This window comes from Roseomonas acroporae (assembly GCF_023223525.1).
GTDB classification, from domain to species: domain Bacteria; phylum Pseudomonadota; class Alphaproteobacteria; order Acetobacterales; family Acetobacteraceae; genus Roseomonas_E; species Roseomonas_E acroporae.
On the sequence record NZ_JALPRX010000057.1, the window covers coordinates 80,986 to 105,456 of the forward strand.

The window sequence follows — 24,471 nt, forward strand, 5'->3', positions numbered from 1 at the left end:
CGGCGCTGCCGGCTCAGGCGACCAGCGGCGCGCGCTCGGCGGCGGCGCGGGCCCAGGCGTTGGCCGCGTCCTCGTCGAACAGCTCGGCCAGCTTCTTCATCATGGTGCCGCCCAGCTCCTCGGCATCCACGATGGTCACGGCGCGGCGGTAGTAGCGCGTCACGTCGTGGCCGATGCCGATCGCGATCAGCTCCACCGCCTCGCGCGATTCGATCTCGCGGATCACCTCGCGCAGGTGCCGCTCCAGGTAGTTGCCGGGATTCACCGAGAGCGTGCTGTCATCCACCGGCGCGCCGTCCGAGATCACCATCAGGATGCGGCGGTGCTCCGGCCGGGCGAGCAGGCGGCGATAGGCCCACTGCAACGCCTCGCCGTCGATGTTCTCCTTGAGCAGCCCCTCGCGCAGCATCAGGCCGAGATTCCGCCGCGCGCGCCGCCAGGGCGCGTCGGCCGCCTTGTAGATGACGTGGCGCAGGTCGTTCAGGCGGCCCGGGTTGCGCGGCTTGCCCTCCTGCACCCAGCGCTCGCGGCTCTGCCCGCCCTTCCAGGCGCGGGTGGTGAAGCCGAGGATCTCGGTCTTGACCGAGCAGCGCTCCAGCGTGCGCGCCAGGATGTCGCAGCACATGGCGGCGACGGTGATCGGGCGGCCCCGCATGGAGCCGGAATTGTCGATCAGCAGGGAGACGACGGTGTCGCGGAAATCCGCCTCGCGCTCGCGCTTGTAGGAGAGCGCGAGCGTCGGCGTCGCCACCACGCGGGCGAGGCGGGAGACGTCGAGCAGCCCGTCCTCCAGGTCGAACTCCCAGGCGCGGGCCTGCTGCGCGAGCAGACGGCGCTGGAGGCGGTTGGCGAGCTTGGAGACGACGCCCTGGAGGTGCGAGAGCTGCTGGTCGAGCTGCTGGCGCAGCCGGCCCAGCTCGTCGGCGTCGCAGAGGTCGTCGGCGCCGACCTCCTCGTCGAACTGTTTCGTGAAGGCGCGGTAGGTCTGGGTGTCGTCGGTGGCGGGCACCTCGCGGCGCTGCTGCGGGCCGCCCGGGCGGTCCTCGCCCTCGGCGGTGGCGCCTTCCTCGTCGGATTCCTCGGCCTCCTCCTCGGAGGCCTCGCCCTGCATCGCCTTGGGCTGGGCGCCGAGCATGCTGTCGCTGTCCTGCGACTGCGCCTCGCCCTCGGAGGAATTGTCCTGCTGGGAGGTGGATTCGGCCCCCTCCTCGCCCTCGTCCTGGTTCTCGTCCGGCTCCGCCTCGACCTCCGCCTCGACCAGGTCCAGCGCCTGGAGCAGCTTGCGGGCGGCGCGGGCGAAGGCCTCCTGGTCGTCCTGCGCCGTGGCCATCTCGGCGAGGGCGGTGTCGGCCCGCTCGCCCAGCGTGTCGCGCCAGAGGTCGAGCACGCGGTTCGCCGCGGCCGGCGCCGGGGTGCCGGAGAGGCGCTCGCGCGCCAGCAGGGACAGCGCCACGGGCAGCGGCAGCTGGTCCTTGCGGGTCATGCGGTCGTAGCCCTCGGCCTCGCAGAGATCGGCGAGGCGGGCGTCCAGGTTGGCGGCGACGCCGGCCATGTGGCGCGAGCCCACCACCTCGACGCGGGCATCCTCCAGCGCGTCGAACACCTCCTTGGCCTCGCGGCGGGGCGGGGTGCGGGCGGCGTGCAGCGCGTCCGAGTGGTGGCGCAGCTTCAGCGCGATGGCATCGGCGGCGCCGCGCAGCTTGGCCATCTCGGCGGGCGGCAGGGTGCGCGTCGGCAGCGGCAGGCGGGCGCGCTTGCCGGCGAGGCCGGAAGGGCCGGGCTGGAAGGCGACCTGGACGTCGTTCTGGTGCGCGATGGCGCGCAGCGCGCCGGCGGTGGCGCGCTTGAACTCCTCCTGGCGCGTGACGTCCTTGTTGCTGCTCATGCCCGCCTTGGTCTCCATGGGCCGGGGCGGGGGGCTTCGCCCCCTGCGACCCCCACCAAGGGGCGCCGCCCCTTGGATCCCCGCCGGGGGCGAAGCCCCCCGGACCCCCCATTCGGGAAAGGCACCCGGGGCGTTCGAACCGACGGGACCGAACGAAAAGAGGTCCAGGAGGGCCTCGCCCTCCTGGCGGGTGGATACCCAAGGAGGGCAGAGCCCTCCTTGGAAAGGGCGCCGGAAGCTATCCCGCCTTGCGGAGCAGCGCCCCGGTCGGCAGTTCCTCGTTGAAGCAGCGCTGGTAGTACTCGGCTACCGTGCTGCGCTCCGCCTCGTCGCACTTGTTGAGGAAGGTGAGGCGGAAGGCGAAGGCGACGTCGCCGAAGATGCGGGCGTTCTCGGCCCAGGTGATGACGGTGCGCGGCGACATGACGGTGGAGATGTCGCCGGCGATGAAGCCGGCGCGGGTCAGGTCGGCCAGCGCCACCATCGCCTCCACCTGCTTCTTCGCCTTGGGGTCGTTGCCGGCGCCCATCTTGGCCAGCACGATCGCCGTCTCCTGCCCGTGCGGCAGGTAGTTCAGCGTCGCCACGATGTTCCAGCGGTCCATCTGGCCCTGGTTGATCTGCTGGGTGCCGTGATAGAGGCCGGTCGTGTCGCCCAGGCCCACCGTGTTGGCGGTGGCGAAGAGGCGGAAATAGGGGTGCGGCCGTATCACGCGGTTCTGGTCGAGCAGGGTCAGCTTGCCCTCGACCTCCAGCACGCGCTGGATCACGAACATCACGTCCGGGCGGCCGGCGTCGTACTCGTCGAACACCAGGGCGCAGGGGTGCTGGAGCGCCCAGGGCAGGATGCCCTCGCGGAACTCCGTCACCTGCTTGCCGTCCTTGAGGACGATGGCGTCCTTGCCGATCAGGTCGATGCGGCTGATGTGGCTGTCGAGGTTGACGCGGATGCAGGGCCAGTTGAGCCGCGCCGCCACCTGCTCGATATGGGTGGACTTGCCGGTGCCGTGGTAGCCCTGGACCATGACGCGCCGGTTGAAGGCGAAGCCGGCCAGGATCGCCAGCGTCGTGTCCTTGTCGAAGCGGTAGGCGTCGTCGATCTCCGGCACGTGCTCCGTGCGCGTGGAGTAGGCCGGCACCTCCAGGTCGATGTCCGTGCCGAACACCTCGCGGGCGTTGACCGTGATGTCCGGGGTGTCGATCGCCGAGGTGGGACGGACCTCGGCCGAGGTTGCAGCCAGTGTTGCGACCTTGTTCATCGGCATCGCTCTGCTTGGTGTCTGGAAGTCTATGACGGGTGCGTGGCGCCCGCTAGAGCGGATCGCCGGAGGGCGGGTACGCCCGGGGGCGCGAATCCGCTCTGAAAACAACGAGCTAGGGCAGGCCGTCCGGGCCGGCGGCCTGCCCTAGCCGGTCGCCGCCGCGGCCGCCCCGTTCATCCGGGGGTCGAGCCGGTGGCGCAACAGCGTGTAGGCACGGTTGATGTCCTTCAGCCTCTCCTCGGCGGCGCGGTCGCCGCCATTGGCATCCGGATGATGCCGCTTGGCGAGGTCCTTGTAGCGGGTGCGCAGGTCCGGGAAGGCGACGGGCCAGTGCAGCCCGAGAACGTCCAGCGCGGCCCGCAGTTCGGGGGGCGCGTCCTCGCGGGCGCTTTCCGCCTTCGGCTCCGGCGGGCGGCGGCGCACGCCCTCGGCGAACAGGCCGAGGGGGTCGCGCAGCAGTTCCGCATCGATCCGGGCGCGGCTGCCGAGGCGGCCCAGCGGCCAGGTCGGGCGCTGCCAGGTGGTGTCGCCGCGCAGTTCCGCCTCGATCTGGCTCGGCGGCATGCCGCGGTAGTAGTCCCAGGACTGGTTGTAGGCGCGGACGTGGTCGAGGCAGAACCAGTACCACTGACGCAGCCTGTCGCGCCCCTGCGGCGCGCGGAATTCGCCCAGCGCCGCGCAGCCCGGCGCGTCGCAGGGACGGTTCGGGCTGTCCGGGTCGGGGGCATGATAGCGGAGGCGTTCGCCACGGCGGGCCATCCGCGTGTTATGGGCGGCGCTTCCGGGGTGCGCAAGCGCGGGCGGCGACGGCCGGGCGAAGGATCGGGAAGAGGGTGATGCCATGGGAACCGAGCGGAACGGACCGATGCCGGCGGAAGCCGTGACGGCGGACGGGGAGACGCGCGCCGGGCGCATCCGCACCGCCCTGGCGGCCGCCTTCGCACCGGCCGAGATCAGCCTGGTCGACGACAGCGCCCGCCACGCGGGGCATGCCGGGGTGCGGCACGCGGCGCGCGGGCCGGCGGCGGCGGGAGAGACGCACTACACCGTCCAGGTGGTCTCGCCGGCCTTCGACGGCCAGACCCGCGTGGCACGGTCGCGCGCCGTGCATGCGGCGCTGGAACGGGAGTTCGGCAGCGGCCTGCACGCGCTGTCGCTGCGGCTGCTGACGCCGGCGGAGGCGGCGCGCCGGGGCTGAGGCGCCGGCGGCCGCGCGGCGGCCAGACGACCGGCGGGGGTGCCAGCGGGGGTGCCAGCGGGGGTGCCAGGGGGGGCGAAGACCGGCGATCCCTTCCCCGCGCGCCGGCCGACGCCGCACGCGATGCCGGCCGGGGCTGGCCGGGACCGATGCCGGCCGGCGTCAGTCCGCCGCCTGCGGCACCGCGGGGATCCCGGGAGAAGCCTCGGCGACGGCCCCGGGAGCGCCGCCGGGGACGGAGGCGGGGGCGGCTGCCGGCGACCCCTCCCCCGCCGCCTCCCCGGGCCAGCGGCGGCGCACCACCGGACTGTCCGGCGCATAGGCGTGGCAGGTGCCGAGCAGGGCGTTGCGGCCGGCCGCCGCGGCCGCCGGGTTCCCCGCCTCGCGCTCCAGCCGGACCGGGTAGAGGGTCTGGAAGGCCACCGTCGCCATCTGCGCCAGCACCTCGCGCAGATGGGTGCAGCCCTGGACGCCGCCGACCCGCTCCCCCACGGCACGGTTGAAGCCGGGACCGATGCGCAGCCCCGCGAGGCGGGCGAAGTTCGGCGCCGCCTCGGGACAGATGGCATAGGGGGAGTGGTCGGTGGCGGCCTCGCAGGCGATCACGGTCAGGCGCTCGTCCACCGTCAGGCGCAGCCACATGCCGTGCAGGGGCTCCCCGGGCGCCACGTGGGGGCGATCGGGGGTGGCGAAGCCGTAGGACTTGGTGTCGGCGAGTTGCGCCTCGATGTCGAACAGCCCGTCGGCACGCTGGTAGCCGTGGATGTCGATGAGGCGGCGGTGGAGCGGCTCCCGCGGGGCGGGGGCGGAGAGAGGCATGTTCCCTCCATCGTTCATGTTGCGGCGCGAGATGGAAGACGGGGATATGGCAGCCGCGACGGCGCGAGGCCAGGGCATGCGCGCCGGAAAAGGATATCGGTGCCGGAACGGCAACGGCCCGGGCCGCCTCCAGCCTTCCTTCATCATTGGCTGCCAGGATCGTCCCTTCGACGCGCCGTGGCGGCGCCGGCGGACGGGCGGAGCGCACAGCCTTGCAAGCGGTGGCCGGGGATCGATCGGAGGCGGACGGGGCGGCGGCATCGCCCGCCCCCCTGCCCGATCCGCGCGGCTTCGACCCGGTGCGCTTCCCCGGCCAGGGCCGGGAGGCCTGGCCGCCGCGCCGCTTCGACTTCACCCTGCCCTGGCTCGGCGCCCATCTCCTGCGCTTCGAGCGCGACGCCGCCGGCGGCATCTGCGCCGTCCGCCGGTGCGAGCATCTGCGGCTGGTGGTGGACTTCGAAGCCGCGCACCTCGCCCTGGACGTGCCGGTCGGCAGCCGTGACTTCCGGCTGCTGCGCCTCGTGCCGGCGGCCCTGCGCTTCACCGAGACGGTGGCCGCCGGCGATCCGGTGCCGCGTGTCCTGACCCTCGACGAATCGCTGCCGCCGAACGGGCGGCATCTGCGCGACGCGACGCTGCTGCTCCTCGACGCCGTGGCGGCCCTCGGCGACCGGATGGGCCCGCAGGCGCGGGCCCTGGGCGAGGCGCTGCGGCGGCTGCCGCCAGGGGCCGGGCTGATGGAGCGCGCCCTGGCCGCCCGCTTCATGCGTGGCGACCTCGACATCGATCTGGTCGGCCCGCTGGCCCGCCGGGTCCAGCGCCTGGCCGAGGCGAATGCCCGTGTGATGGCGGCGGTGGCGACCCAGCCCGACTACCGCGCGATGGAACGCATGCTGGTCACCACCCGGGACGCGATGCGGGACAGCCGGCACCGCCCGGACGGCCTGCTGCTGCGCGCGCTGGACACGCTGGCCGGCAGCATCGACCGGCCGCGCCGTGCCGCCGAGGCGCTGCGCCAGCGTGCCGTGACGGCGCTGCGCGAGGCGGCTGCCGGCGGCGCCCTGCAGGCCGGACCGGGCCGGCACCGGTCGGCCGGCGCGGACGATGACTTCGGAAGCCTGCTGGCCGAGCAGGAAACGCTGCGCGGCAGGCTGCTCGAACTGGCGAGCTTCTGGCAGCGCGTGGCCGCCGCCTGGCTCGCGGTGGACCCGGAAACCACGGAACGGCGGGAGGTGGAGGCGCTGGCCCGCAACGCCATCCTGCGGCTGCAGCTGCATGCGCTGTACCGGCCGCCCGAAGGGCCCGCCGCCGGGTAGGCCGGATCGGGGAGGCGGCGGCCGGGGAGGTGCGCGGGTGCCGGGACCGCGCCGTGCCTGGGGCGGACGTCGTGGCGGCGGCCACGGTCCCCGGCCCATCGAGCCGGCGTCACGACCCGTGGCGCCAGCCGCGCCGAGCCGGCCGGCGCCCGGAGCCGTTCCGGCCTGACCGCATCAGGCGAAAACGGCTACAACCTGCTGATTCGGCGCAGTTTCCGAGCCGCCGGGCGCGTGCGCTCAGCTTGAAAGTGCCCTGGCGAGGACCGGGGCCTGCGATGGATGGGCCTCGTCGGTCCGCGGCACCACGGCCAGGGGACGGGCGCCGGCCGGCAGGTCGAGCGGAAGGCAGACCCGGAACAGGCTGCCCCGGCCGGGCGCGCTCTCCACCGCGATGGTGCCCCCCATCAGCCCGACCAGCATCTGGCAGATCGACAGGCCGAGGCCCGTGCCGCCGTGCTGGCGCGCCGTGCGGCCCCTGCCCTGCACGAAACGGTCGAACACCCGCCCCAGCTGCTCCGGCTCGATGCCCGGGCCGGTGTCCTCGACCTCCAGGATCAGCTCGAGGCCGCCGCTCTGCAGGCGATGGGAGGCGCGCAGCGTGACCATGCCCTCCTCGGTGAACGAGACGGCGTTGGCCAGCAGGTTGTCGAGCACCTGCCGCAGCCGGACGGGGTCTCCGCGCACCCAGCGCGGCAGGTCGGGCGCCTCGACCGTCTGCAGCCACAGCCCCTTCTTCTCGGCCAGCGGCCGCACCGGGCCGACGGCGTCCCGCAGCAGGGCCGGCAGGTCGAGGTCGACCGGCGCCAGCACGAGGCGGCCTTCCTGCAGCCGGGCGTGGTCCAGCAGGTCGCCGAGCAGCGTGTTGAGCGCGCGGCCGGTGCGCGCCTGCTCCTCCACCCAGTGGCGCTGCTGCGGCGTCAGGGTGGAGCGGGCGAGCAGCTCCGTGCAGCCGAGCAGGCCCTGCAGCAGGGTACGCAGGTCGTGGCTCACCATGGCGACCCACTCCTCCCGCTGCCTCGCCTCGCGGTGCGCGCGGCGGGCGCGCTCCGCCAGGACCCGGCCACGCTGCCGGCTGCGCCCCAGCATCCGCCACAGGCCCAGGCACACCAGAAGGGAGAGCGCGAGCATGGCCAGCACGCCCCCCCAGGCCCAGGACGACGAGACCTGGCAGGACGCCGTCGCGGCGTCGCACGCCGCTCCGGCCCTGCCGGCCGCAGCCGGCAGGGCCAGGAAGGACAGCAGGAGCAGGCAAGGGGAAAGGGACGATCGCACGGCTGCGCGCCGCCTCGCGGCGGCCCCCTCGTGTCCTGGTTGCAATTCGACCATCACCATGCCGCGGATGGACCTGCCATGAGCCGGTCCACCCTAAAAACTGATACGGTGACAATTAAGTACGATTTTATGGCACGGTTTTCCCAATGAGACAATCGTTGATTATATATGGACTACCCCCCGCCATTACGGGTTAGACGGCACCGGCGGAACGACCCTGCCCGGCCGGGGACCGGCCGCGCCTGCGGCGGAGCAGGCTCTCCCCGCCGCCGAGGGCCGGGGCGGGGCGGGCACGCCGGCGCTTGACCAGCCGGGCACCGCAGGGCCACTTGCCTGCAACGACGCTCCCGTGATCCAACTCCCGATGCCGCCAGCATGCCGACGGATCGGGGGAGGTGGCGTGGCGCGGAGTCGCGCGCCAGATCGTGCCCAGGCAGCAGCGGCCTGACCGGTGGTCGACCATGAATGCATGGCGTCCTTCCCGGCCGCGCCGTGCCGGCGCGGCACCAGTGCGTGGTGGCCATCCGGCCTTCTGGAGAATTCGCTGCATGCGTCCTGCTGTCACGCGCTTGCCCCGGGGGTCGGTGGCCTCCCTGCTGCTCGTGCTGTCGTTGCTCGGCCCCGTCGCGCCGCGCGCGGCGCTGGCGCAGATGCCGGGCGCGGGCGGCCCCCCCGCGGTCGGCGTCATCACCGCCGCGCGCCGGCCGATCACCGAGAGCACGGAGTTCACCGGCCGCATCGAGGCGGTGAACCGCGTGGCGCTGGTCGCGCGCGTCACCGGCTTCCTGCAGCAGCGCCTGTTCCAGGAAGGCCAGGAGGTGAAGGCCGGCGAGGTGCTGTTCCGGCTGGAGCGGCCGCCCTTCGAGGCGCAGCTCGCCCAGGCCCAGGCCACCCTCGCCTCGGCCCAGGCGCAGGCCGCCAACGCCCAGGTGACGCTCGCCCGCGCCCGCCAGCTCGTGCAGACCTCGGCCGGCACGCAGGTGAACGTGGACAATGCCGTGGCGCAGGAGCGCACCGCGGCGGCCAACGTGCTCGGCGCCCAGGCGCAGGTGCGGGTGGCCGAGATCAACCTCGCCTACACCGACATCGTGGCGCCGGTGGACGGCCGCATCGGCCAGGCCGTGATCACCCCCGGCAACGTGGTCGGCCCGAACGCCGGCACCATCGCGACCATCGTCAGCCAGGACCCGATGCGCGTGGTGTTCACGGTCAGCCAGCGGCAGGCCCTGGAGCTGCGCAACCGCTACGAGAACCGCGGCGGCGTCAACGCCGTGGTGATCCGGATCCGGCTGACCGACGGGCGGATCTACGGCCAGTCGGGGCGGATCGAGTTCATCGACACGCAGATCGACCGCAGCATGGACACGCTGCTGATCCGCGCCCTGATCCCGAACCCCCGCCGCCAGCTCGGCAACGGCCAGACCGCCGACCGCGAGCTGATCGACGGCCAGTTCGTCACCGTGCTGGTGGAGGGGGCGGAGCCGGTGCAGGCGGTGCTGATCCCGCGCGCCGCCGTGCTGCAGGACCAGCAGGGCTCCTACGTCTTCGTGGTGGACCAGGAGGGCAAGGCGCAGCGCGCCGGCGTGCGGCTCGGTCGCAACATCGCCGAGATGGTGGTGGTCGATGACGGGCTGCGCGGCGGCGAGCGGGTCATCACCGAAGGCGTGCAGCGCGTCCGCCCCGGCCAGCCGGTGAACGCCCAGCCCGTGGCCGCGGCCCGCGTGCCCGGCGCGGCGCCCGGTGGGGGGCCCGGTGGGGGACCCGGTGGAGCGCCCGGCGGGACGCCGGGAGGGGGGACGGGGGGCGCGACGCCGGCCGGCGGCGCGTCTGCCCCGCCCCAGGGCGCCGGCCCAGGCCAGGGCGGCCCAGGGCAGGGAGGTTCCGGCCAGCAGCCCGCGGCCGGCGGCGCCACCCAGCAGCAGGGCACGGGCGGCAGCCAGGGACGGAACTGAGCCGATGATCTCCGCCGTCTTCGTCGACCGTCCCAGGCTCGCTATCGTCATCGCCATCGTGATGACGCTGGCGGGCGCCCTCGCCATGCTGCGCATCCCCGTGGCGCAGTTCCCGGACATCGTGCCGCCGCAGGTCTCGGTGACGGCCAACTACCCCGGCGCCTCGGCGGCGGTGGTGGAGGCGACGGTCGGGCAGATCATCGAAAGCGCCGTCAACGGCGTCGAGAACATGATCTACATGCGTTCGAACAGCGGCAACGACGGCTCCTACTCGCTCAGCGTCTCCTTCCTGCTCGGCTCCAACCCCGACATCAACACCGTCAACGTCAACAACCGCATCCAGGCCAACCTCGCGCGCCTGCCGACCGAGGTGCAGCGCGCCGGCCTCACCGTGCGCAAGCAGTCCTCCTCGGTGCTGCAGTTCATCGCCATCTACTCGGACAACCCGGACCACGACCCGCTGTTCCTGAGCAACTACGCCACGATCAACATGATCGACACCATGGCGCGCGTGCCGGGCGTGGGCCAGGTGAACCAGTTCGGCCTGATGAACTACTCGATGCGGATCTGGTTCGAGATCGACCGGCTGACCCAGCTCAACATGACGCCGCAGGACATCGTGGCGGCGATTCAGAGCCAGAACGTGCAGGCCGCGGTCGGCCGCATCGGCGCCCAGCCGATGCCGGACGACCAGCAGGTGCAGATGAACATCCAGACGCTCGGGCGCCTGATCACGCCCGAGCAGTTCGGCAACATCATCATCCGCGCCAACCCGGACGGCTCGGTGCTGCGGGTGCGGGACGTGGCGCGCGTCGACCTCGGCGCGCAGAGCATGGACACGCAGAGCCGGCTGAACGGCCGCCCGGCGGTGACGGTCGGCGTCTACCTCCAGCCCGGCGCCAACGCGGTGAACGTCGCCGCCGCCATGCAGAAGACGATGGACCAGCTCGCCACCCGGTTCCCGCCGGGCATGCACGCCCTGGTCTTCTACGACAGCTCCACCTTCGTCACCGACACGATCCACGAGGTGATCCGCACCCTGCTGGAGGCCTTCGCCATCGTGGTGGTGGTGGTCTACCTGTTCCTCGGCTCCGGCCGGGCGACGCTGATCCCCACCATCGCCGTGCCGGTCAGCCTGATCGGCGCCTTCGCGGTGCTGCTGGTGATGGGCTACAGCGCCAACACCGTCTCGCTGCTCGCCATGGTGCTGGCGATCGGCATCGTGGTGGACGACGCCATCGTGGTGGTGGAGAACGTCGAGCGCGTGCTGGAGGAGCACCCCGACCTGACGCCGGCCGAGGCGACCAAGCAGGCGATGCGCGAGATCACCGCGCCGATCATCGCCATCACCCTGGTCCTGCTCTCGGTGTTCGTGCCGATCGCCTTCATCCCCGGCCTCTCCGGCGTGCTGTTCCGCCAGTTCGCGGTGACCATCTCGGCCGCCATGGTGATCTCGGCCATCAACGCGCTGACGCTCTCGCCCGCGCTCTGCGCCGTGATCCTGCGCCACACCGGGCCGAAGCGCGGCCCGATCAAGTACGTGCTGAAGGCGATCGACAAGACCCGCGACGGCTACGCCGCCGTGGTGCAGCGGCTGGTGCGCTTCGCCGTGGTCTCGCTGCTGATCACGGCGGGCTTCGCCTTCGCCATCTTCGTGATCGGCCGCGACACGCCGCAGGGCTTCCTGCCGCAGGAGGACCAGGGCGCCTTCTTCATCCAGGTGCAGCTCCCGCCCGGCGCCTCGCTCTCGCGCACGCGCGAGGCGGTGCAGCAGGTGGAGGGGATCGCCAAGGGCATCCAGTCGGTGCAGAACGTGCTGTCGATCGTCGGCTTCAGCCTGATCGACGGCGGCGCGCAGCCTAACACCGCCTTCATGGTGGTCCGCCTCAAGCCCTTCGAGGACCGCACCACGGCGGCCGATTCGGTGCAGGCGGCGATCGGGCGGGTGTTCGGCGCCGGCGCGCAGGTGCGCACCGCGACGGTGGTGGCCTTCAACCTGCCGCCCATCATCGGCCTCGGCACCGGCGGCGGCTTCGAGTACCAGCTCCAGGACCTGCAGGGCCGCGACCCGGCGGAGCTCGGCAGCGCCATGCTCGGCCTCGTCGTGCAGGCCAACCAGGACCCGCGGCTGCAGCAGGTCTTCTCCACCTTCTCGGCCAACAACCCGAGCTACTTCCTCGACGTGGACCGCGACAAGGCGCAGGCGCTCGGCGTGCCGATCTCCTCGATCTTCACCGCGCTCCAGGCCTCGATGGGGCAGCTCTACGTCAACGACTTCAACCTGTTCGGCCGCACCTGGCAGGTGAACATCCAGGCCGAGGCGAACGACCGGCGGCAGATCGACGACATCTGGCGCCTGCGGGTGCGCAGCAGCCGCGGCGACATGGTGCCGCTGCGCGCGCTCGCCGACATCCGCGTGGTCCTGGGCCCCCAGACCATCAGCCGGTACAACAACTACCGCGCCGTGCTGATCAACGGCTCGCCGCGCGCGGGCGTCTCCTCGGGCGACGCGCTGGCCGCCATGGAGCAGCTCTCGCAGCGCGCCCTGCCGCAGGGCTTCAGCTTCGAGTGGACCGGCACCGCCTACCAGGAGAAGCTCGCGGCCGGGCAGACCATCTACGTCGTCGCCCTCGCCGTGCTGTTCGCCTACCTGTTCCTGGTGGCGCTGTACGAGAGCTGGATGATCCCGGTGCCCGTGCTGCTCTCCGTGGCGGTGGGCGGCCTCGGCTCCTTCCTCGCGATCAAGCTGTTCGGCCTGTCGCTCGACGTCTACGCGCAGATCGGCCTCGTCGTGCTGATCGCGCTGGCCGCCAAGAACGGCATCCTGATCATCGAGTTCGCCAAGGATGCGCGCGAGCGCGGCATGGGCATCCGCGAGGCGGCGATCGAGGGCTCCCGCCTGCGGTTCCGCGCCGTGATGATGACCTCGATCGCCTTCGTGCTCGGCCTGCTGCCGCTGGTCTTCGCCAGCGGCGCGGCGAGCCTCTCGCGCCGCGCCGTGGGCACGCCGGTGGCCGGCGGCATGCTCGCCGCCTCGATCGTCGGCATCTTCATGATCCCGATGCTCTACGTGGTGTTCCAGGCGGTGCGCGAGCGCGGCAAGCGCCTGTTCCGGCGCAGGACACCGCACAAGAAGGTGCACGAGGCGGCAGAGTAGCACCCGCCGGGGCGGGAAGCGCCCTTCCCGCCCCCTCTCCACCGCCCCCGGCGGCCCCCCGCGGCCGGCGCGGGCCGCCGGGGGCGGTGGCGGCGCCCCTGCCCTTGCCCACCTTCCCCGCCGCCCCATTCTCCCCGATGATGTGGCCAAACACATCGGATCGGGGGACGACCATGGCGAAGTTCGGTCTCAGCCAGGCGGTGCGCCGCATCGAGGACCCGCGGCTGCTGCGCGGCGAGGGTCGCTACACGGACGATGTCAGCCTGCCCGGGCAGGCGCACGGCGTGCTGCTGCGCTCGCCCCACGCCCATGCCCGCATCACCGCGCTGGACGTCGCGCCGGCCCTCGCCCTGCCCGGCGTGCTCGCCGCCTACACCGCGGCCGAGCTGAAGGCGGACGGCATCGGCGAGATTCCCTGCGTCATCCCGATGAAGAACCGCGACGGCTCCTCGCGTGCCGAGACGCCGCACCCGGTGCTGGCCGACGGCACGGTGCGCCATGTCGGCGACCCGATCGCCTTCGTGGTGGCGGAGACGGCCGAGGCGGCGCGCGACGGCGCGGAGGCGATCGCGGTCGAGTACGAGCTGCTGCCCGCCGTCACCGACCTCGCCACGGCCACCGAGCCAGGGCAGCCGCTGGCCTGGCCGGGCGCCGCGAACAACGTCTGCTTCGACTGGGAGGTGGGCGACCGGGCGAAGGTCGAGGCGCTGTTCGCCCGGGCGGCGCACGTCACGAAGCTGCGCGTGGTCAACAACCGCGTCGTGGTCAACAGCATGGAGGCCCGCGCCGCCAACGCCGCCTACGACGCCGCCACCGGCCGCTGGAAGCTGACCACCAACACCCAGGGGTCGTGGCAGGTGCGGCAGATGCTGGCGCAGGCCGTGTTCGACCTGCCGGAGGACCGCTTCCACGTCGTCACCGGCGATGTCGGCGGCGGCTTCGGCATGAAGCTGTTCCTCTACGCCGAGCACGCGCTGGTCTGCTACGCCGCGCGCAAGCTGGGCCGCCCGGTGAAGTGGACCAGCGCCCGCACCGAGGCCTTCCTCTCCGACACGCATGGCCGCGACAACGTCACCGACGGCGAGCTGGCGCTGGACGCGGACGGGAGGTTCCTGGCGCTGCGCACCCGCAACCTCGCCGGCATGGGCGCCTACCTCTCCAACTACGCGCCGATGATCCCGACCATGGCCGGCACCAAGGTGCTGGCCAGCGTCTACGGCTTCCAGGCGATCTACGCCAACGTGATCGGCGTGCTGACCAACACCGTGCCGGTGGACGCCTATCGCGGCGCCGGCCGGCCGGAGAGCAACTACCTGGTGGAGCGCCTGATCGACGCCGCGGCGCGCGAGACGGGGCGCGACCGCGTGGCGCTGCGCAAGCTCAACATGGTGCCGCCCTCGGCCATGCCCTACCGCTCGGCGATGGGCCAGCCCTACGATTCCGGCGAGTTCGCGCGCGTGCTCGACATCGCGCTCGACCGGATGGACTGGGCCGGCTTCCCGGCCCGCCGCGCCGCCTCGGAGGCCGCCGGCAGGCGGCGCGGCATCGGCATGGCCTACTACCTGGAGGCCACGGGCGGCGCGCCGAGCGAGCGCGCCGAGGTGCGCTTCGCCGCCGATGGCTGGGTGGAGGTGCTGGTCGGCACGCAGTCCACCGGCCAGGGGCACGAGACCGCCTACGCCATGCTGACCAGCCACCAGCTCGGCGTGCCGATCGAGAAGATCCGCGTGCTGCAGGGCGATTCCGACGAGATCCCGACCGGCGGCGGCACCGGCGGCGCCCGCTCGCTCTACTCCGAGGGCATCGCCATCATGGCGACCACGGCGACGGTGATCGAGAAGGGGAAGCAGGCCGCCGCCGAGGCGCTGGAAGCCGCCGTGGTGGACATCGAGTTCGACGCCGGGCACGGGGCGGGGGCCGGTTCCGGCCGCTTCGCCGTCGCCGGCACCGACCGCGCCATCGACATACTGACGCTCGCCCGCACCCAGCGCGAGAAGGTGGCGCGCGGCGAGGACGCGACGCTGCTCGACGCCGCCGAGGTGGCGGAGATCAGATCGCACACCTTCCCGAACGGCTGCCACATGGCCGAGGTGGAGATCGACCCCGAGACCGGGCTGGTCGCCGTCGAGCGCTACGTGGTGGTGGACGATGTGGGCCACCCGATCAACCCGATGATCGTGCGCGGGCAGGTGCATGGCGGCGTGGCGCAGGGCATCGGCCAGGCGGTGCACGAGCGCACCGCCTACGACCCGGAGAGCGGCCAGCTCCTCTCCGCGAGCTTCATGGACTACGCCCTGCCGCGCGCCGAGGACCTGCCGGACATCGAGGTGGAGTTCGTCGAGATCCCCTGCGAGACCAACCCGCTCGGGGTGAAGGGCGCCGGCGAGGCGGGGGCGGTGGGCTCGCCGCCGGCGCTGATGAACGCGCTGGTGGACGCGCTGGCCGGGACCGGCGTGACGCATCTCGACATGCCGGCGACGCCGGAGACGGTGTGGAAGGCGCTGGCGCAGGCGAGGCTGGCGGCCTGAGGCGCCGGGCTTCGGCCCCGGCGCCCAGGGAGGGCGCAGCCCTCCCTGGAACCCTCCCGCGGGAGGGCGCTGCCCTCCCTGGAACCCTCCCGCCAAAGGGCGAAGCCCCTTTGGAAACCCCATTCGGATAAGGATATCCGGAGCGTTTCAACCTCCCGGACGCAAACGAACAGAGGTCCAGGAGGGCCTCGCCCTCCTGGCGGATGGGGTTCGGGGAAGGCGGAGCCTGCTCCGAGGGGCGGATGGGGTTCGGGGAAGGCGGCGCCTTCCCCGGCACGCGCGCCGCAGGAAGGCTTCTACGCCGCGTTCTTCTGCCGCCGCACCGGCACCGCGACGCCGCCCTCGGGCTCCGGCGGCGCCAGCGCCGCCAGCAGCCGGGCACGCAGCGAGGCGAGGCGGCGCTCGTTCTCGATCTTCAGCCCGAACAGGTCCTTGACGTAGAACACGTCCACCGCGCGCACGCCGTAGGTGGTGATGTGGGCGGAGGCGATCTGCACGCCCTGCTCGCTGATCGCGGCGGTGACGTCGTGCAGCAGGCCGGGCCGGTCGCGGCCGTTCACCTCGATCACGGTGTGGCTGCTGCTCGCGTGGTTGTCGATCACCACGCGCGGCGGCACCGTCACGGCGCGCAGCCGCGCCGGCTCGCGCCGCACCTTGGCGATCTCCTGCTCCAGCTTCAGCCGGCCGGAAAGCGCCTGCTCGATCAGCACGGAAAGCCGCGCCAGGCGGTGCGGCTGCTCGAAGACGCGGCCCGAGGCGTCCTGCACCCAGAAGGTGTCGAGCGCCATGCCGTCGGTCATGGTGTGGATGCGCGCGTCGACGATGCTGGCGCCGGCGACCGCGAGCGCCCCGGCGATGCGGCTGAACACGCCGGGGTGGTCGGCGGCGTAGACCAGCACCTCGGTCACGGCGCGGCTCTCCAGCACGCGGGTGCGGACGGTGAGCGGCGCCTTGTTGAGCTGCGCCTCGCGGATCAGCGCGGCATGGCGGGCATGCGTCTCGGCGTCGAAGGAGAGCCAGTAGCCGGGGTAGCCGAGGCCGAGGAAGCGGTCCACCTCCTCCTGCGGCCGGTCCGCCAGCAGCGCCGCCACGGCCTGGCGCGCGCGGCGCACGCGCACGTCGCGCTCGGGCACGGAGAGGCCGCCGGCCAGCACCTCGGCCACGCGCCAGTACAGCTCGCGCAGCAGCGTCGCCTTCCAGCCGTTCCACACCTTGGGGCCGACGGCGCGCATGTCGGAGACGGTCAGCACCATCAGCAGCTTGAGCCGCTCGGGCGACTGCACGAGGTCGGCGATGTCGAGGATGGTCTTGGGGTCCTCGATGTCGCGCTTGAAGGCGGTCTGGCTGATCAGCAGGTGGTGCAGCACCAGCCAGGAGACCGTCTCCGTCTCCTCGGCGGTCAGGCCGAGCGTCGGGCAGAGGTCCTGCGCGATCCGCGCGCCCAGCTCCGAGTGGTCGCCGCCGCGCCCCTTGGCGATGTCGTGCAGCAGCGTCGCGACATGCAGGGCGCGCCGGGAATCGAGCTGCGGCGCGATCTCGCTCGCCACCGGCGCCACCTCGTTCAGCTCGCCGTTCTCAAGCTGGCGCAGCACGCTGATCGCCTCGATCGTGTGCTCGTCCACGGTGAAGACGTGGTAGGTGTCGAACTGCATCAGCCCGGTGATGCGGGCCCAGTCCGGCATGAAGCGCGAGAGGAACCCCGCCTCGTTCAGCACGCGCAGCCAGCGCGCCGGATCCTTGCCCAGCAGGATGTCGAGGAACGCCGCGTTGGCCTCCGCCTGTCCGCGCAGCCGGTTGGCGTAACGGGTGGAGCGGATCAGCGCGCGCAGCGCCAGCGGGTGCAGCTCCAGCCCGCGGTCCCGCGCGGCGCGGATGATCCGCAGCATCAGCACCGGCTCGTCCGAGAAGGAGCGGTTCGGGGCGAGGATCAGCTTGCCGTCGGCCAGCGCGAAGCCGGCGGCCGCCAGCGCCGGGTCGGAGGGCGGCACCACCGCGACGGGGCCGAGCGCCGCGCGCACGATGGCCGGCTCCAGCAGCCGGTACAGCCGCACCACGTCGCGCACCGTCAGGAACAGGTGCTTCATGAAGCGCTCGACGCCGTCCTGGCGGCCGTGTCGCGTATAGCCCATGCGCGCGCCGATCACGGGCTGCATGTCGAAGGTCAGCCGCTCCTCGGCGCGGCCGGCGCCGTAGTGCAGGTGGAAGCGGACGGTCCAGAGGAAGTCCCAGGCGCGGTGGATCGCCCGCTCCTCGTGCACGGTCAGCAGCCCGCCGCCGGGCGAGGCGGGGCCCACCAGCTCGCCCAGGCGCCTGATGCCGAAGGCGTAGCGCGCCAGCCAGTGCAGCGTCTGGATGTCGCGCAGGCCGCCGCGCCCCTCCTTGATGTGCGGCTCGACCAGGAAGGGGCTGTCGCCGTAGCGCTGGTGGCGCGCCTGGCGCTCGGCGCGCTTGGCGTGCAGGAACGGGTCGAACCCCGTCCCCTTGCGCCATTCGGCGAAGCGGGCGTCGAAGCGCTCGAAGATGGCGCGCTCGCCGAACAGGAAGCGGGCATCGAGCAGCGCGGTCTGCACGGTGACGTCGCCGGCGGCATCCTCCAGGCACTCGTCGATCGAGCGCGTGGCGTGGCCGACCTTCTGGCCGATGTCCCAGAGCAGGTAGAGCATCGCCTCCACCACCCGCCGGCCGCGCGCGCCGAGCGGCCTGTCGCTCAGGAACAGCAGGTCGATGTCGGAGAAGGGCGCGAGCACGCCGCGGCCGTAGCCGCCGGTCGCGACCAGGGCGAAGGGCGGCTCGGCCGCCTCGGCGGCGCTCTTCGGCGGATTCAGCGCCTGGGCGTAGGCGAGGATGGCGTGCAGCAGGCCGTCGTTCAGCGCGGCCAGCCAGCGCGCGGCGGCGAGGCCGGTGAGCTGCTGCGCCTCGAAGGCACGCTGCACCTCGCCCTGGATGCGGCCGAGCTGGCGGCGCAGCAGGCCCAGCCCGGCGTCGCGCCGCACCGGCTCGCCGCCCTCCCCCTTCACCAGATTGGCGATCAGGTCGGGGATGACCTGCGGCGCATTGGTGGCCATGGCGGTCTCCCCGGCGCCACGCTGCGGCTCGCGCGGGGCAGGGATGCTTCCGGTCGGGCCCTCGACTGCATCCATCCGGTTCATTCCTGCGAGCCTTCCGCGTCCTGCGCCGCCGCGTCGAGCATGGCGCGCAGACGATAGAGCATGTCCTGTGCCGCGCGCGGCGTCAGCGCATCGGGATCGAGCGCGGCCAGCGCCGCCAGCGCGGGATGGGGCGGCGGCGTGGCCCGTGGCGGCATCGCCGGCGTGCTGCCAGAAGTCGCGGGCGGCGGCGCCGGTTCCACGCCGGCGACCGATGGCGGCCCCGCGCGCGCCGTGCCGGGCGCCTCCACGCCCCCGTCGCCGGCGCGCGCGAAGAGCGGCATCTCCTCGGCGAGCGGCGCCAGCGCCCTGGCGCGCCCCTCCAGCGAGTGCAGCACCGCCTCGGCGCGGGCCAGCACCGGGCGCGGCACGCCGGCCAGGCGCGCGACGTGCAGGCCCCAGGAGCGTTCCGCCGCCCCCTCGCCGATGCTGTGCAGGAACACCACCTCGCCGCGCCACTCGCGCACCCGCATGGTGGCCAGGCGCAGCTCCGGCAGCTTGCCGGCGAGCGAGACCAGCTCGTGGAAATGGGTGGCGAAGACGGTGCGGCAGCGGAGGCGGTCGTGCAGCGCCTCCAGCACCGCCCAGGCGATGGCGAGCCCGTCCCAGGTGGCGGTGCCGCGCCCCACCTCGTCCAGCACGACGAGGCTGCGCGGCGTCGCCTGGTTCAGGATCGCCGCCGTCTCGGTCATCTCCACCATGAAGGTGGAGCGCCCGCCGGCGAGGTCGTCCGAGGCGCCGACGCGCGAGAACAGCCGGTCGACGATGCCGATGCGGGCGCTCGCCGCCGGCACGAACAGCCCGGCCTGGGCCAGGATGGCGAGGTGCGCGTTCTGCCGGAGATAGGTGGACTTGCCGGCCATGTTCGGGCCGGTGAGCAGGCAGAGGCGGCGGCCGGGCGAGAGGTCGCAGTCGTTGGGCACGAAGGCCGGGCCGCGCGCCATGGCCAGCGCCGCCTCCACCGCCGGGTGGCGGCCGCCCCGGATGCGGAATTCCGGCCGCTCGGTCAGCTCCGGCCGACACCAGCCCGCGCCCGCGGCCAGCTCGGCGGCGGCGGCGTGGACGTCGATCTCGGCCAGCGCGGCGGCGGCGGCGCGCAGCCCGGCGGCGGCGTCGAGGCAGCGCTGGCGCAGATGCGCCACCACGCGGCGCTCGCGCTTCCCCGCCTGCTCGCCCGCCTCGGCCACGCGCCGGTCGAGCTCGGCCAGCGCCGGGCAGGTGAAGCGGTGGGCATTCGCCATGGTCTGGCGGTGCACCGGCGCGTGCTCGGGGCGGAGCCCGCGCGGCGCCTCGCGCAGCAGCCGCTCGCCGGCGGCCGAGGGCAGCTCGGCCAGGAAGCCGAATTGCTGGTGGTGGCGGATCTTCAGCGCCGCGACGCCCCAGGCCTGGGCGAGATCGAGCTGCAGCGCCGCGATCGCCTCGCGGGCGCCGTCCCGCAGGCGCCGCAGCGCGTCCAGCTCGCCATCGTAGCCGGCGGCGACCACGCCGCCCTCCTCCAGCCGGGCCGGCAGGTTCTCCGCCAGGGCGCAGGCCAGCTCGGCTTCCGGGCTCGGCTCGGGACGCAGCGCGACGACGGCCTCGTGCAGCAGAGGCGGCAGCGCGGGACAGGCCGCGAGCGCCCCGGCGATCCGCCCGGCGCGCGCCAGCCCGTCGCGCACCGCGGCGAGATCGCGCGGGGCGAAGCGGTCGAAGGAAAGCCGGCCCAGCGCGCGGGCGAGGTCGGGGGTGCCGCGCAGCGTCTCGCGCACCGCCGCGCGCAGCGGCCCGGCGGCGAGCAGCCAGGCCACCGCGTCGTGCCTGGCCGCCACCGGCGCCAGTTCGGCCAGCGGGCAGGCGAGGCGCGAGGCCAGCTCCCGCCCGCCGGCGGCGGTGACGGTGCAGTCCACCGCGCCGAGCAGCGTGCCGTTGGCGCGCCGGCCGCCCAGTGGGCCACCAAGGGCACCACTCAGGGGAGCACCGGCGTGGCCGCCCGCCTCGGTCGATTCGGCGCCGAGCGGCCGGGTGATCTCCAGCGAGCGGCGCGTCGCCGCGTCCATCTGCAGCACGCCCTGGCCGCCGCGCGGGCACGGGGGCGAAAGGGTCGGCGCCGCGCCCGGCAGGCCGGCGGCATCCGGGCCGGAGCCCTGGCTGGCGCCGAGATAGTCGAGCGCCATGGCGGCGGCGGCGATCTCGGCGGCGGCGAAGCGGCCGAAGCCGTCCAGCGTCGCCACCGCGAATTGCGCGGCGACGCGGCGGGCCGGGTCGCGCGGCGGCGGCACCTCGACCAGCCGGCCGCAGACCGGGCGCAGCGCCGGCGCGTCGCGCAGGCCGGCGGGGGCGAGCACCTCGGCCGGCTCCAGCCGCGCCAGCAGGGCGGGCAGCTCGGCCAGGGTGGTGGCCTCGGTCTCGAAGGCGCCTGTCGAGACGTCGAGCCAAGCGGCGCCGAGCGCGGCCGCCTCGTCCGGCGCGGCGCCCTCGGCGACGGGGGCGGCCGGGGCGAGGGCCAGCAGCCAGGCCGGACGGCCGGCCTCCAGCAGCGCGTCCTCGGTGACGGTGGCGGGCGTCACCAGCCGCACCACCTCGCGCCGGACGGCGGTGGCGCGGCGGCGCTTGGCCTCCTCGGGCGTCTCCATCTGCTCGCAGATGGCGACGCGGAATCCCTGCCGGATCAGCCGGGCGAGGTAGCCCTCGTGGCTGTGCGCCGGCACGCCGCACATCGGCACCGGCGCGCCGCGATGCTCGCCGCGATGGCTGAGCAGCAGGCCGAGCGCCGCCGCCGCCGCCTCGGCATCGCCGAAGAACATCTCGTAGAAGTCGCCCATGCGGAAGAACAGCAGGGCGTCCGGGTGGCGCGCCTTGGCCGCGAACCATTGCGCCATGGCCGGGGTGGCGCCCTCGGCGGGCGGGAAGGGAAAGGCGGGGCGCGCCGGTCCGTCGCCGGACCGGCCGTCCGCCGTCCGACCGGCCGGGGCATGCCCGTCCGCGGCGCCGGGGCCGGGCGCCGCCTCGGCCTCGCCGCCCGTCTCGGGCCGGCGCCTCGCGGAGGCGGACGGCCTGCCGCGCGCCGCGACAGCGGAAAGGGTCGTGCTGCTCATCGGGATGCGGCACGCTAGCGGGCCTCGGCGCACCGCGAAAGCCGAAGCTGCGCTCCGCGCGCTCATGGGCGCCATGCTTCCCGCGTCGGTTCCGGCCGCGCGGCCGGCCCGCCACCGTCCATCCGCTGCCTCCCCGCCGCCGCGCATGGGCCGGGCGGGCCCTCCGCCCGGCCGCGCTTCGCAACCGCACACCCGGCCGCTTCCGGCGTCGGCCTTCCCCGGCCATAGTGACTTTCGACCAAAGTTGCGCCAGAGAACGCAAAACAATTCTGCCGGACCCCAGGCTCGGCGCACGAAAGGAACCAGCCATGCCAATGGACAGCACCCCGGCCCAGGATCGCCGCACCGCCCGGATCACCGCCGAGGAGGCGCTGGCGATGCATGCCGAGGGCCGGCCCGGCAAGCTGGAGATCCGGCTGACCAAGCCGCTGACCACGGCGCGCGACCTCTCCCTCGCCTACTCGCCCGGCGTCGCCGAGCCCTGCCTGCACATCGCGCGCAACCCGGCGCTGGCCTACGACTACACGAGCAAGGGGAACTTCGTGGCGGTGGTCTCGAACGGCACCGCCGTGCTCGGCCTGGGCAACCTCGGCGCGCTGGCCTCCAAGCCGGTGATGGAGGGCAAGGTCGCGCTGTTCAAGCGCTTCGCCGACGTGGACGGCATGGACCTGTGCGTGAACACCGAGGACGTGGACGAGTTCGTCAACGCCGTGCGCTTCCTCGGCCCCTCCTTCGGCGGCATCAACCTCGAGGACATCAAGGCGCCCGAGTGCTTCGTGATCGAGCAGCGGCTGCGCGAGCTGATGGACATCCCGGTCTTCCACGACGACCAGCACGGCACCGCCATCGTCGCCGCCGCCGGCATGATCAACGCTTGCCACCTGACCGGGCGCGCGCTGGCCGACCTCAAGCTCGTGGTGAACGGCGCCGGCGCCGCCTCGATCGCCTGCGTCGAGCTGCTCAAGGCGATGGGCGTGCGCCCGAACAACGTGATCCTGTGCGACACCAAGGGCGTGGTCTACCGCGGCCGCACCGCCGGCATGAACCAGTGGAAGTCCGCGCACGCGGTGGAGACCGAAGCCCGCACGCTGGCCGAGGCGCTGGTCGGCGCCGACGCCTTCTTCGGCCTCTCGGTGAAGGGCGCGCTGACGCAGGACATGGTGCGCGCCATGGGCGAGCGCCCGATCATCTTCGCCATGGCCAACCCCGACCCCGAGATCACGCCCGAGGAGGCGCGCGCGGCGCGGCCGGACTGCATCATCGCGACCGGCCGCTCGGACTACCCGAACCAGGTCAACAACGTCCTCGGCTTCCCCTACATCTTCCGCGGCGCGCTGGACGTCCGCGCCTCGACCATCAACGAGGCGATGAAGATCGCGGCGGCCGAATCGCTCGCCATGCTGGCGCGCGAGGACGTGCCGGAGGAGGTGGGCAGCGCCGGCGCCGGCCCCGCCCTGCGCTTCGGGCCCGAGTACATCATCCCCAACGCCTTCGACCCGCGCCTGATCGCCCGCGTGCCGCCCGCCGTCGCGAAGGCGGCGATGGAGAGCGGCGTGGCGCGCCGGCCGATGATCGACCTCGCCCGCTACGCGCGCGAGCTGGCCGGCCGGCTCGACGCCACGGCGATGGCGCTGGAGACCATCACCGAGCGCGTGCGCGCCAACCCGCAGCGCGTGGTGTTCGCCGAGGGCGAGGAGGAGAAGGTGGTGCGCGCCGCCATCGCCTTCCGCAACGCGGGCTACGGCACGCCGGTGCTGGTCGGGCGCGAGGACCGCATCATGTCCACCGTGGCGGCGCTCGGCATCCCGCTGCCGGACGGCATCGAGATCCACAACGCCCGCCTCTCCGATAGCAACCGCCGCTACGCCGACTACCTCTACGAGCGCCGCCAGCGCCAGGGCTTCCTGTTCCGCGACTGCCAGCGCCTGGTCAACCTGGACCGCAACGTGTTCGGCGCCTGCATGGTGGCGCTCGGCGACGCGGACGCGATGGTGACGGGGCTGACGCGATCCTACTCCGTGGCGCTCGAGGGCATCAGCATGGCGGTGGATCCGGAGGAGACGCCGGAGACCGAGGGCGCGGCGAGCCCGCTCTTCGGCCTGACCCTGCTGATGAGCCGCCGCTCCGGCACCGTCTTCGTGGCCGACACCGCGGTCCACGAGCGGCCGGACGCCGCGACGCTCGCCTCCATCGCCATCCGCAGCGCCGCCGTGGCGCGGCGCATGGGGCACGAGCCGCGCGTCGCCTTCCTCTCCTTCTCCACCTTCGGCGACCCGAAGGGGTCGATCCCCGGCAGCGTGCGCGAGGCGGTGCGGCTGCTGGAGGAGCGCGGCGTCGACTTCGAGTTCGACGGCGAGATGGCGGCGGACGTGGCGCTCGACCCGGCGCTGCGCGCGCTCTACCCGTTCTGCCGCCTCACCGGCCCGGCCAACGTGCTGATCTGCCCCGGCCTGCACGCCGCGCACATCCTGACGCGCGCGGTGCCGCGGCTGACCAGCGCGACCGTGATCGGGCCGCTGGTGGTCGGCCTGTCGCACCCGGTGCAGATCGTGCCGATGGAGGCGGGCGTGAACCAGATCCTCGACATGGCCTGCCTCGCCGCCCACGCGGCGGTGCATCGCTGAGCCGACGGGCCGGGCCTGCCGTCACCGGATCCACCGGTGGCGGGAGCCCGGCAGGGACGGCCCCTCGAGGCCCGGAGGCGGGCCCGGGCCGGATCTCCCCCGATGCCCCTTCCCCGCCCCGGGCCGGGACGCCCTGCCCCCGGAAGCCCACCTCTCCGGGGCCAGGGCGGAGGGGGCCAGGACGGAGAGGGACGGGCGTGGGATGCCCCCCGGCCACATCCTTCGTGCGTTTTCGCACA

13 protein-coding genes are annotated in these 24,471 nt (G+C 73.6%); 6 read left to right on the forward strand and 7 right to left on the reverse strand.

Annotated elements, in window-relative coordinates; translation table 11 throughout:
* Positions 1 to 13: 13 nt before the first annotated feature.
* The 3 genes from cobT to M0638_RS13725 form a co-directional block, all read right to left on the reverse strand.
* Positions 14 to 1,885 carry a cobaltochelatase subunit CobT gene (gene cobT, locus M0638_RS13715; RefSeq protein ID WP_248667561.1) on the reverse strand — a complete coding sequence of 624 codons (1,872 nt, stop codon included), beginning with the start codon at positions 1,883 to 1,885 and terminating at the stop codon, positions 14 to 16.
* A 238-nt stretch (positions 1,886 to 2,123) separates the two neighbouring features.
* Positions 2,124 to 3,143: a cobaltochelatase subunit CobS gene (gene cobS, locus M0638_RS13720; RefSeq protein ID WP_248667562.1), complete on the reverse strand. Its 1,020-nt coding sequence runs from the start codon at positions 3,141 to 3,143 to the stop codon at positions 2,124 to 2,126.
* 147 nt (positions 3,144 to 3,290) lie between these two features.
* Entirely contained in the window at positions 3,291 to 3,905 is a 615-nt protein-coding gene (locus M0638_RS13725) for a J domain-containing protein (protein WP_248667563.1), read from the reverse strand.
* A 106-nt stretch (positions 3,906 to 4,011) separates the two neighbouring features.
* Between M0638_RS13725 and M0638_RS13730 the strand changes: the two genes are divergently transcribed.
* Complete coding sequence (locus tag M0638_RS13730) at positions 4,012 to 4,344, forward strand: BolA family protein (RefSeq protein ID WP_248667564.1); 333 nt, start codon at positions 4,012 to 4,014, stop codon at positions 4,342 to 4,344.
* A 162-nt stretch (positions 4,345 to 4,506) separates the two neighbouring features.
* Here M0638_RS13730 and M0638_RS13735 read toward each other — a convergent pair whose 3' ends face one another.
* Positions 4,507 to 5,163 (reverse strand): DUF2889 domain-containing protein, encoded by a 657-nt coding sequence (locus M0638_RS13735; protein WP_248667565.1) that lies wholly within the window; start codon positions 5,161 to 5,163, stop codon positions 4,507 to 4,509.
* A 221-nt stretch (positions 5,164 to 5,384) separates the two neighbouring features.
* Here M0638_RS13735 and M0638_RS13740 point away from each other — a divergent pair, with 221 nt between their 5' ends.
* Complete coding sequence (locus tag M0638_RS13740; protein ID WP_248667566.1) at positions 5,385 to 6,479, forward strand: hypothetical protein; 1,095 nt, start codon at positions 5,385 to 5,387, stop codon at positions 6,477 to 6,479.
* A gap of 237 nt (positions 6,480 to 6,716) precedes the next feature.
* Here M0638_RS13740 and M0638_RS13745 read toward each other — a convergent pair whose 3' ends face one another.
* On the reverse strand, positions 6,717 to 7,607 hold the full coding sequence (locus M0638_RS13745; RefSeq protein ID WP_248667567.1) for a sensor histidine kinase: 891 nt from the start codon (positions 7,605 to 7,607) through the stop codon (positions 6,717 to 6,719).
* Between the two features lie 692 nt (positions 7,608 to 8,299).
* Between M0638_RS13745 and M0638_RS13750 the strand changes: the two genes are divergently transcribed.
* From M0638_RS13750 to M0638_RS13760, 3 genes are all read left to right on the forward strand, one after another.
* Positions 8,300 to 9,703 carry an efflux RND transporter periplasmic adaptor subunit gene (locus M0638_RS13750; RefSeq protein ID WP_248667568.1) on the forward strand — a complete coding sequence of 468 codons (1,404 nt, stop codon included), beginning with the start codon at positions 8,300 to 8,302 and terminating at the stop codon, positions 9,701 to 9,703.
* A gap of 4 nt (positions 9,704 to 9,707) precedes the next feature.
* On the forward strand, positions 9,708 to 12,860 hold the full coding sequence (locus M0638_RS13755; RefSeq protein WP_248667569.1) for an efflux RND transporter permease subunit: 3,153 nt from the start codon (positions 9,708 to 9,710) through the stop codon (positions 12,858 to 12,860).
* Between the two features lie 173 nt (positions 12,861 to 13,033).
* Complete coding sequence (locus M0638_RS13760; RefSeq protein WP_248667570.1) at positions 13,034 to 15,388, forward strand: xanthine dehydrogenase family protein molybdopterin-binding subunit; 2,355 nt, start codon at positions 13,034 to 13,036, stop codon at positions 15,386 to 15,388.
* A gap of 296 nt (positions 15,389 to 15,684) precedes the next feature.
* On the opposite strand, the gene M0638_RS13765 is transcribed toward M0638_RS13760, so the two are convergent.
* Both M0638_RS13765 and mutS read right to left on the reverse strand, forming a co-directional pair.
* The gene (locus M0638_RS13765) at positions 15,685 to 18,453 is read right to left on the reverse strand and encodes a [protein-PII] uridylyltransferase (protein WP_248667571.1); all 2,769 of its coding nucleotides are present in this window, start codon (positions 18,451 to 18,453) and stop codon (positions 15,685 to 15,687) included.
* A gap of 80 nt (positions 18,454 to 18,533) precedes the next feature.
* Positions 18,534 to 21,392, reverse strand: a complete 2,859-nt coding sequence (gene mutS, locus M0638_RS13770) for a DNA mismatch repair protein MutS (protein ID WP_248667607.1) — start codon at positions 21,390 to 21,392, stop codon at positions 18,534 to 18,536.
* 530 nt (positions 21,393 to 21,922) lie between these two features.
* Here mutS and M0638_RS13775 point away from each other — a divergent pair.
* Positions 21,923 to 24,232 (forward strand): NADP-dependent malic enzyme, encoded by a 2,310-nt coding sequence (locus M0638_RS13775; protein WP_248667572.1) that lies wholly within the window; start codon positions 21,923 to 21,925, stop codon positions 24,230 to 24,232.
* Positions 24,233 to 24,471: the final 239 nt, after the last annotated feature.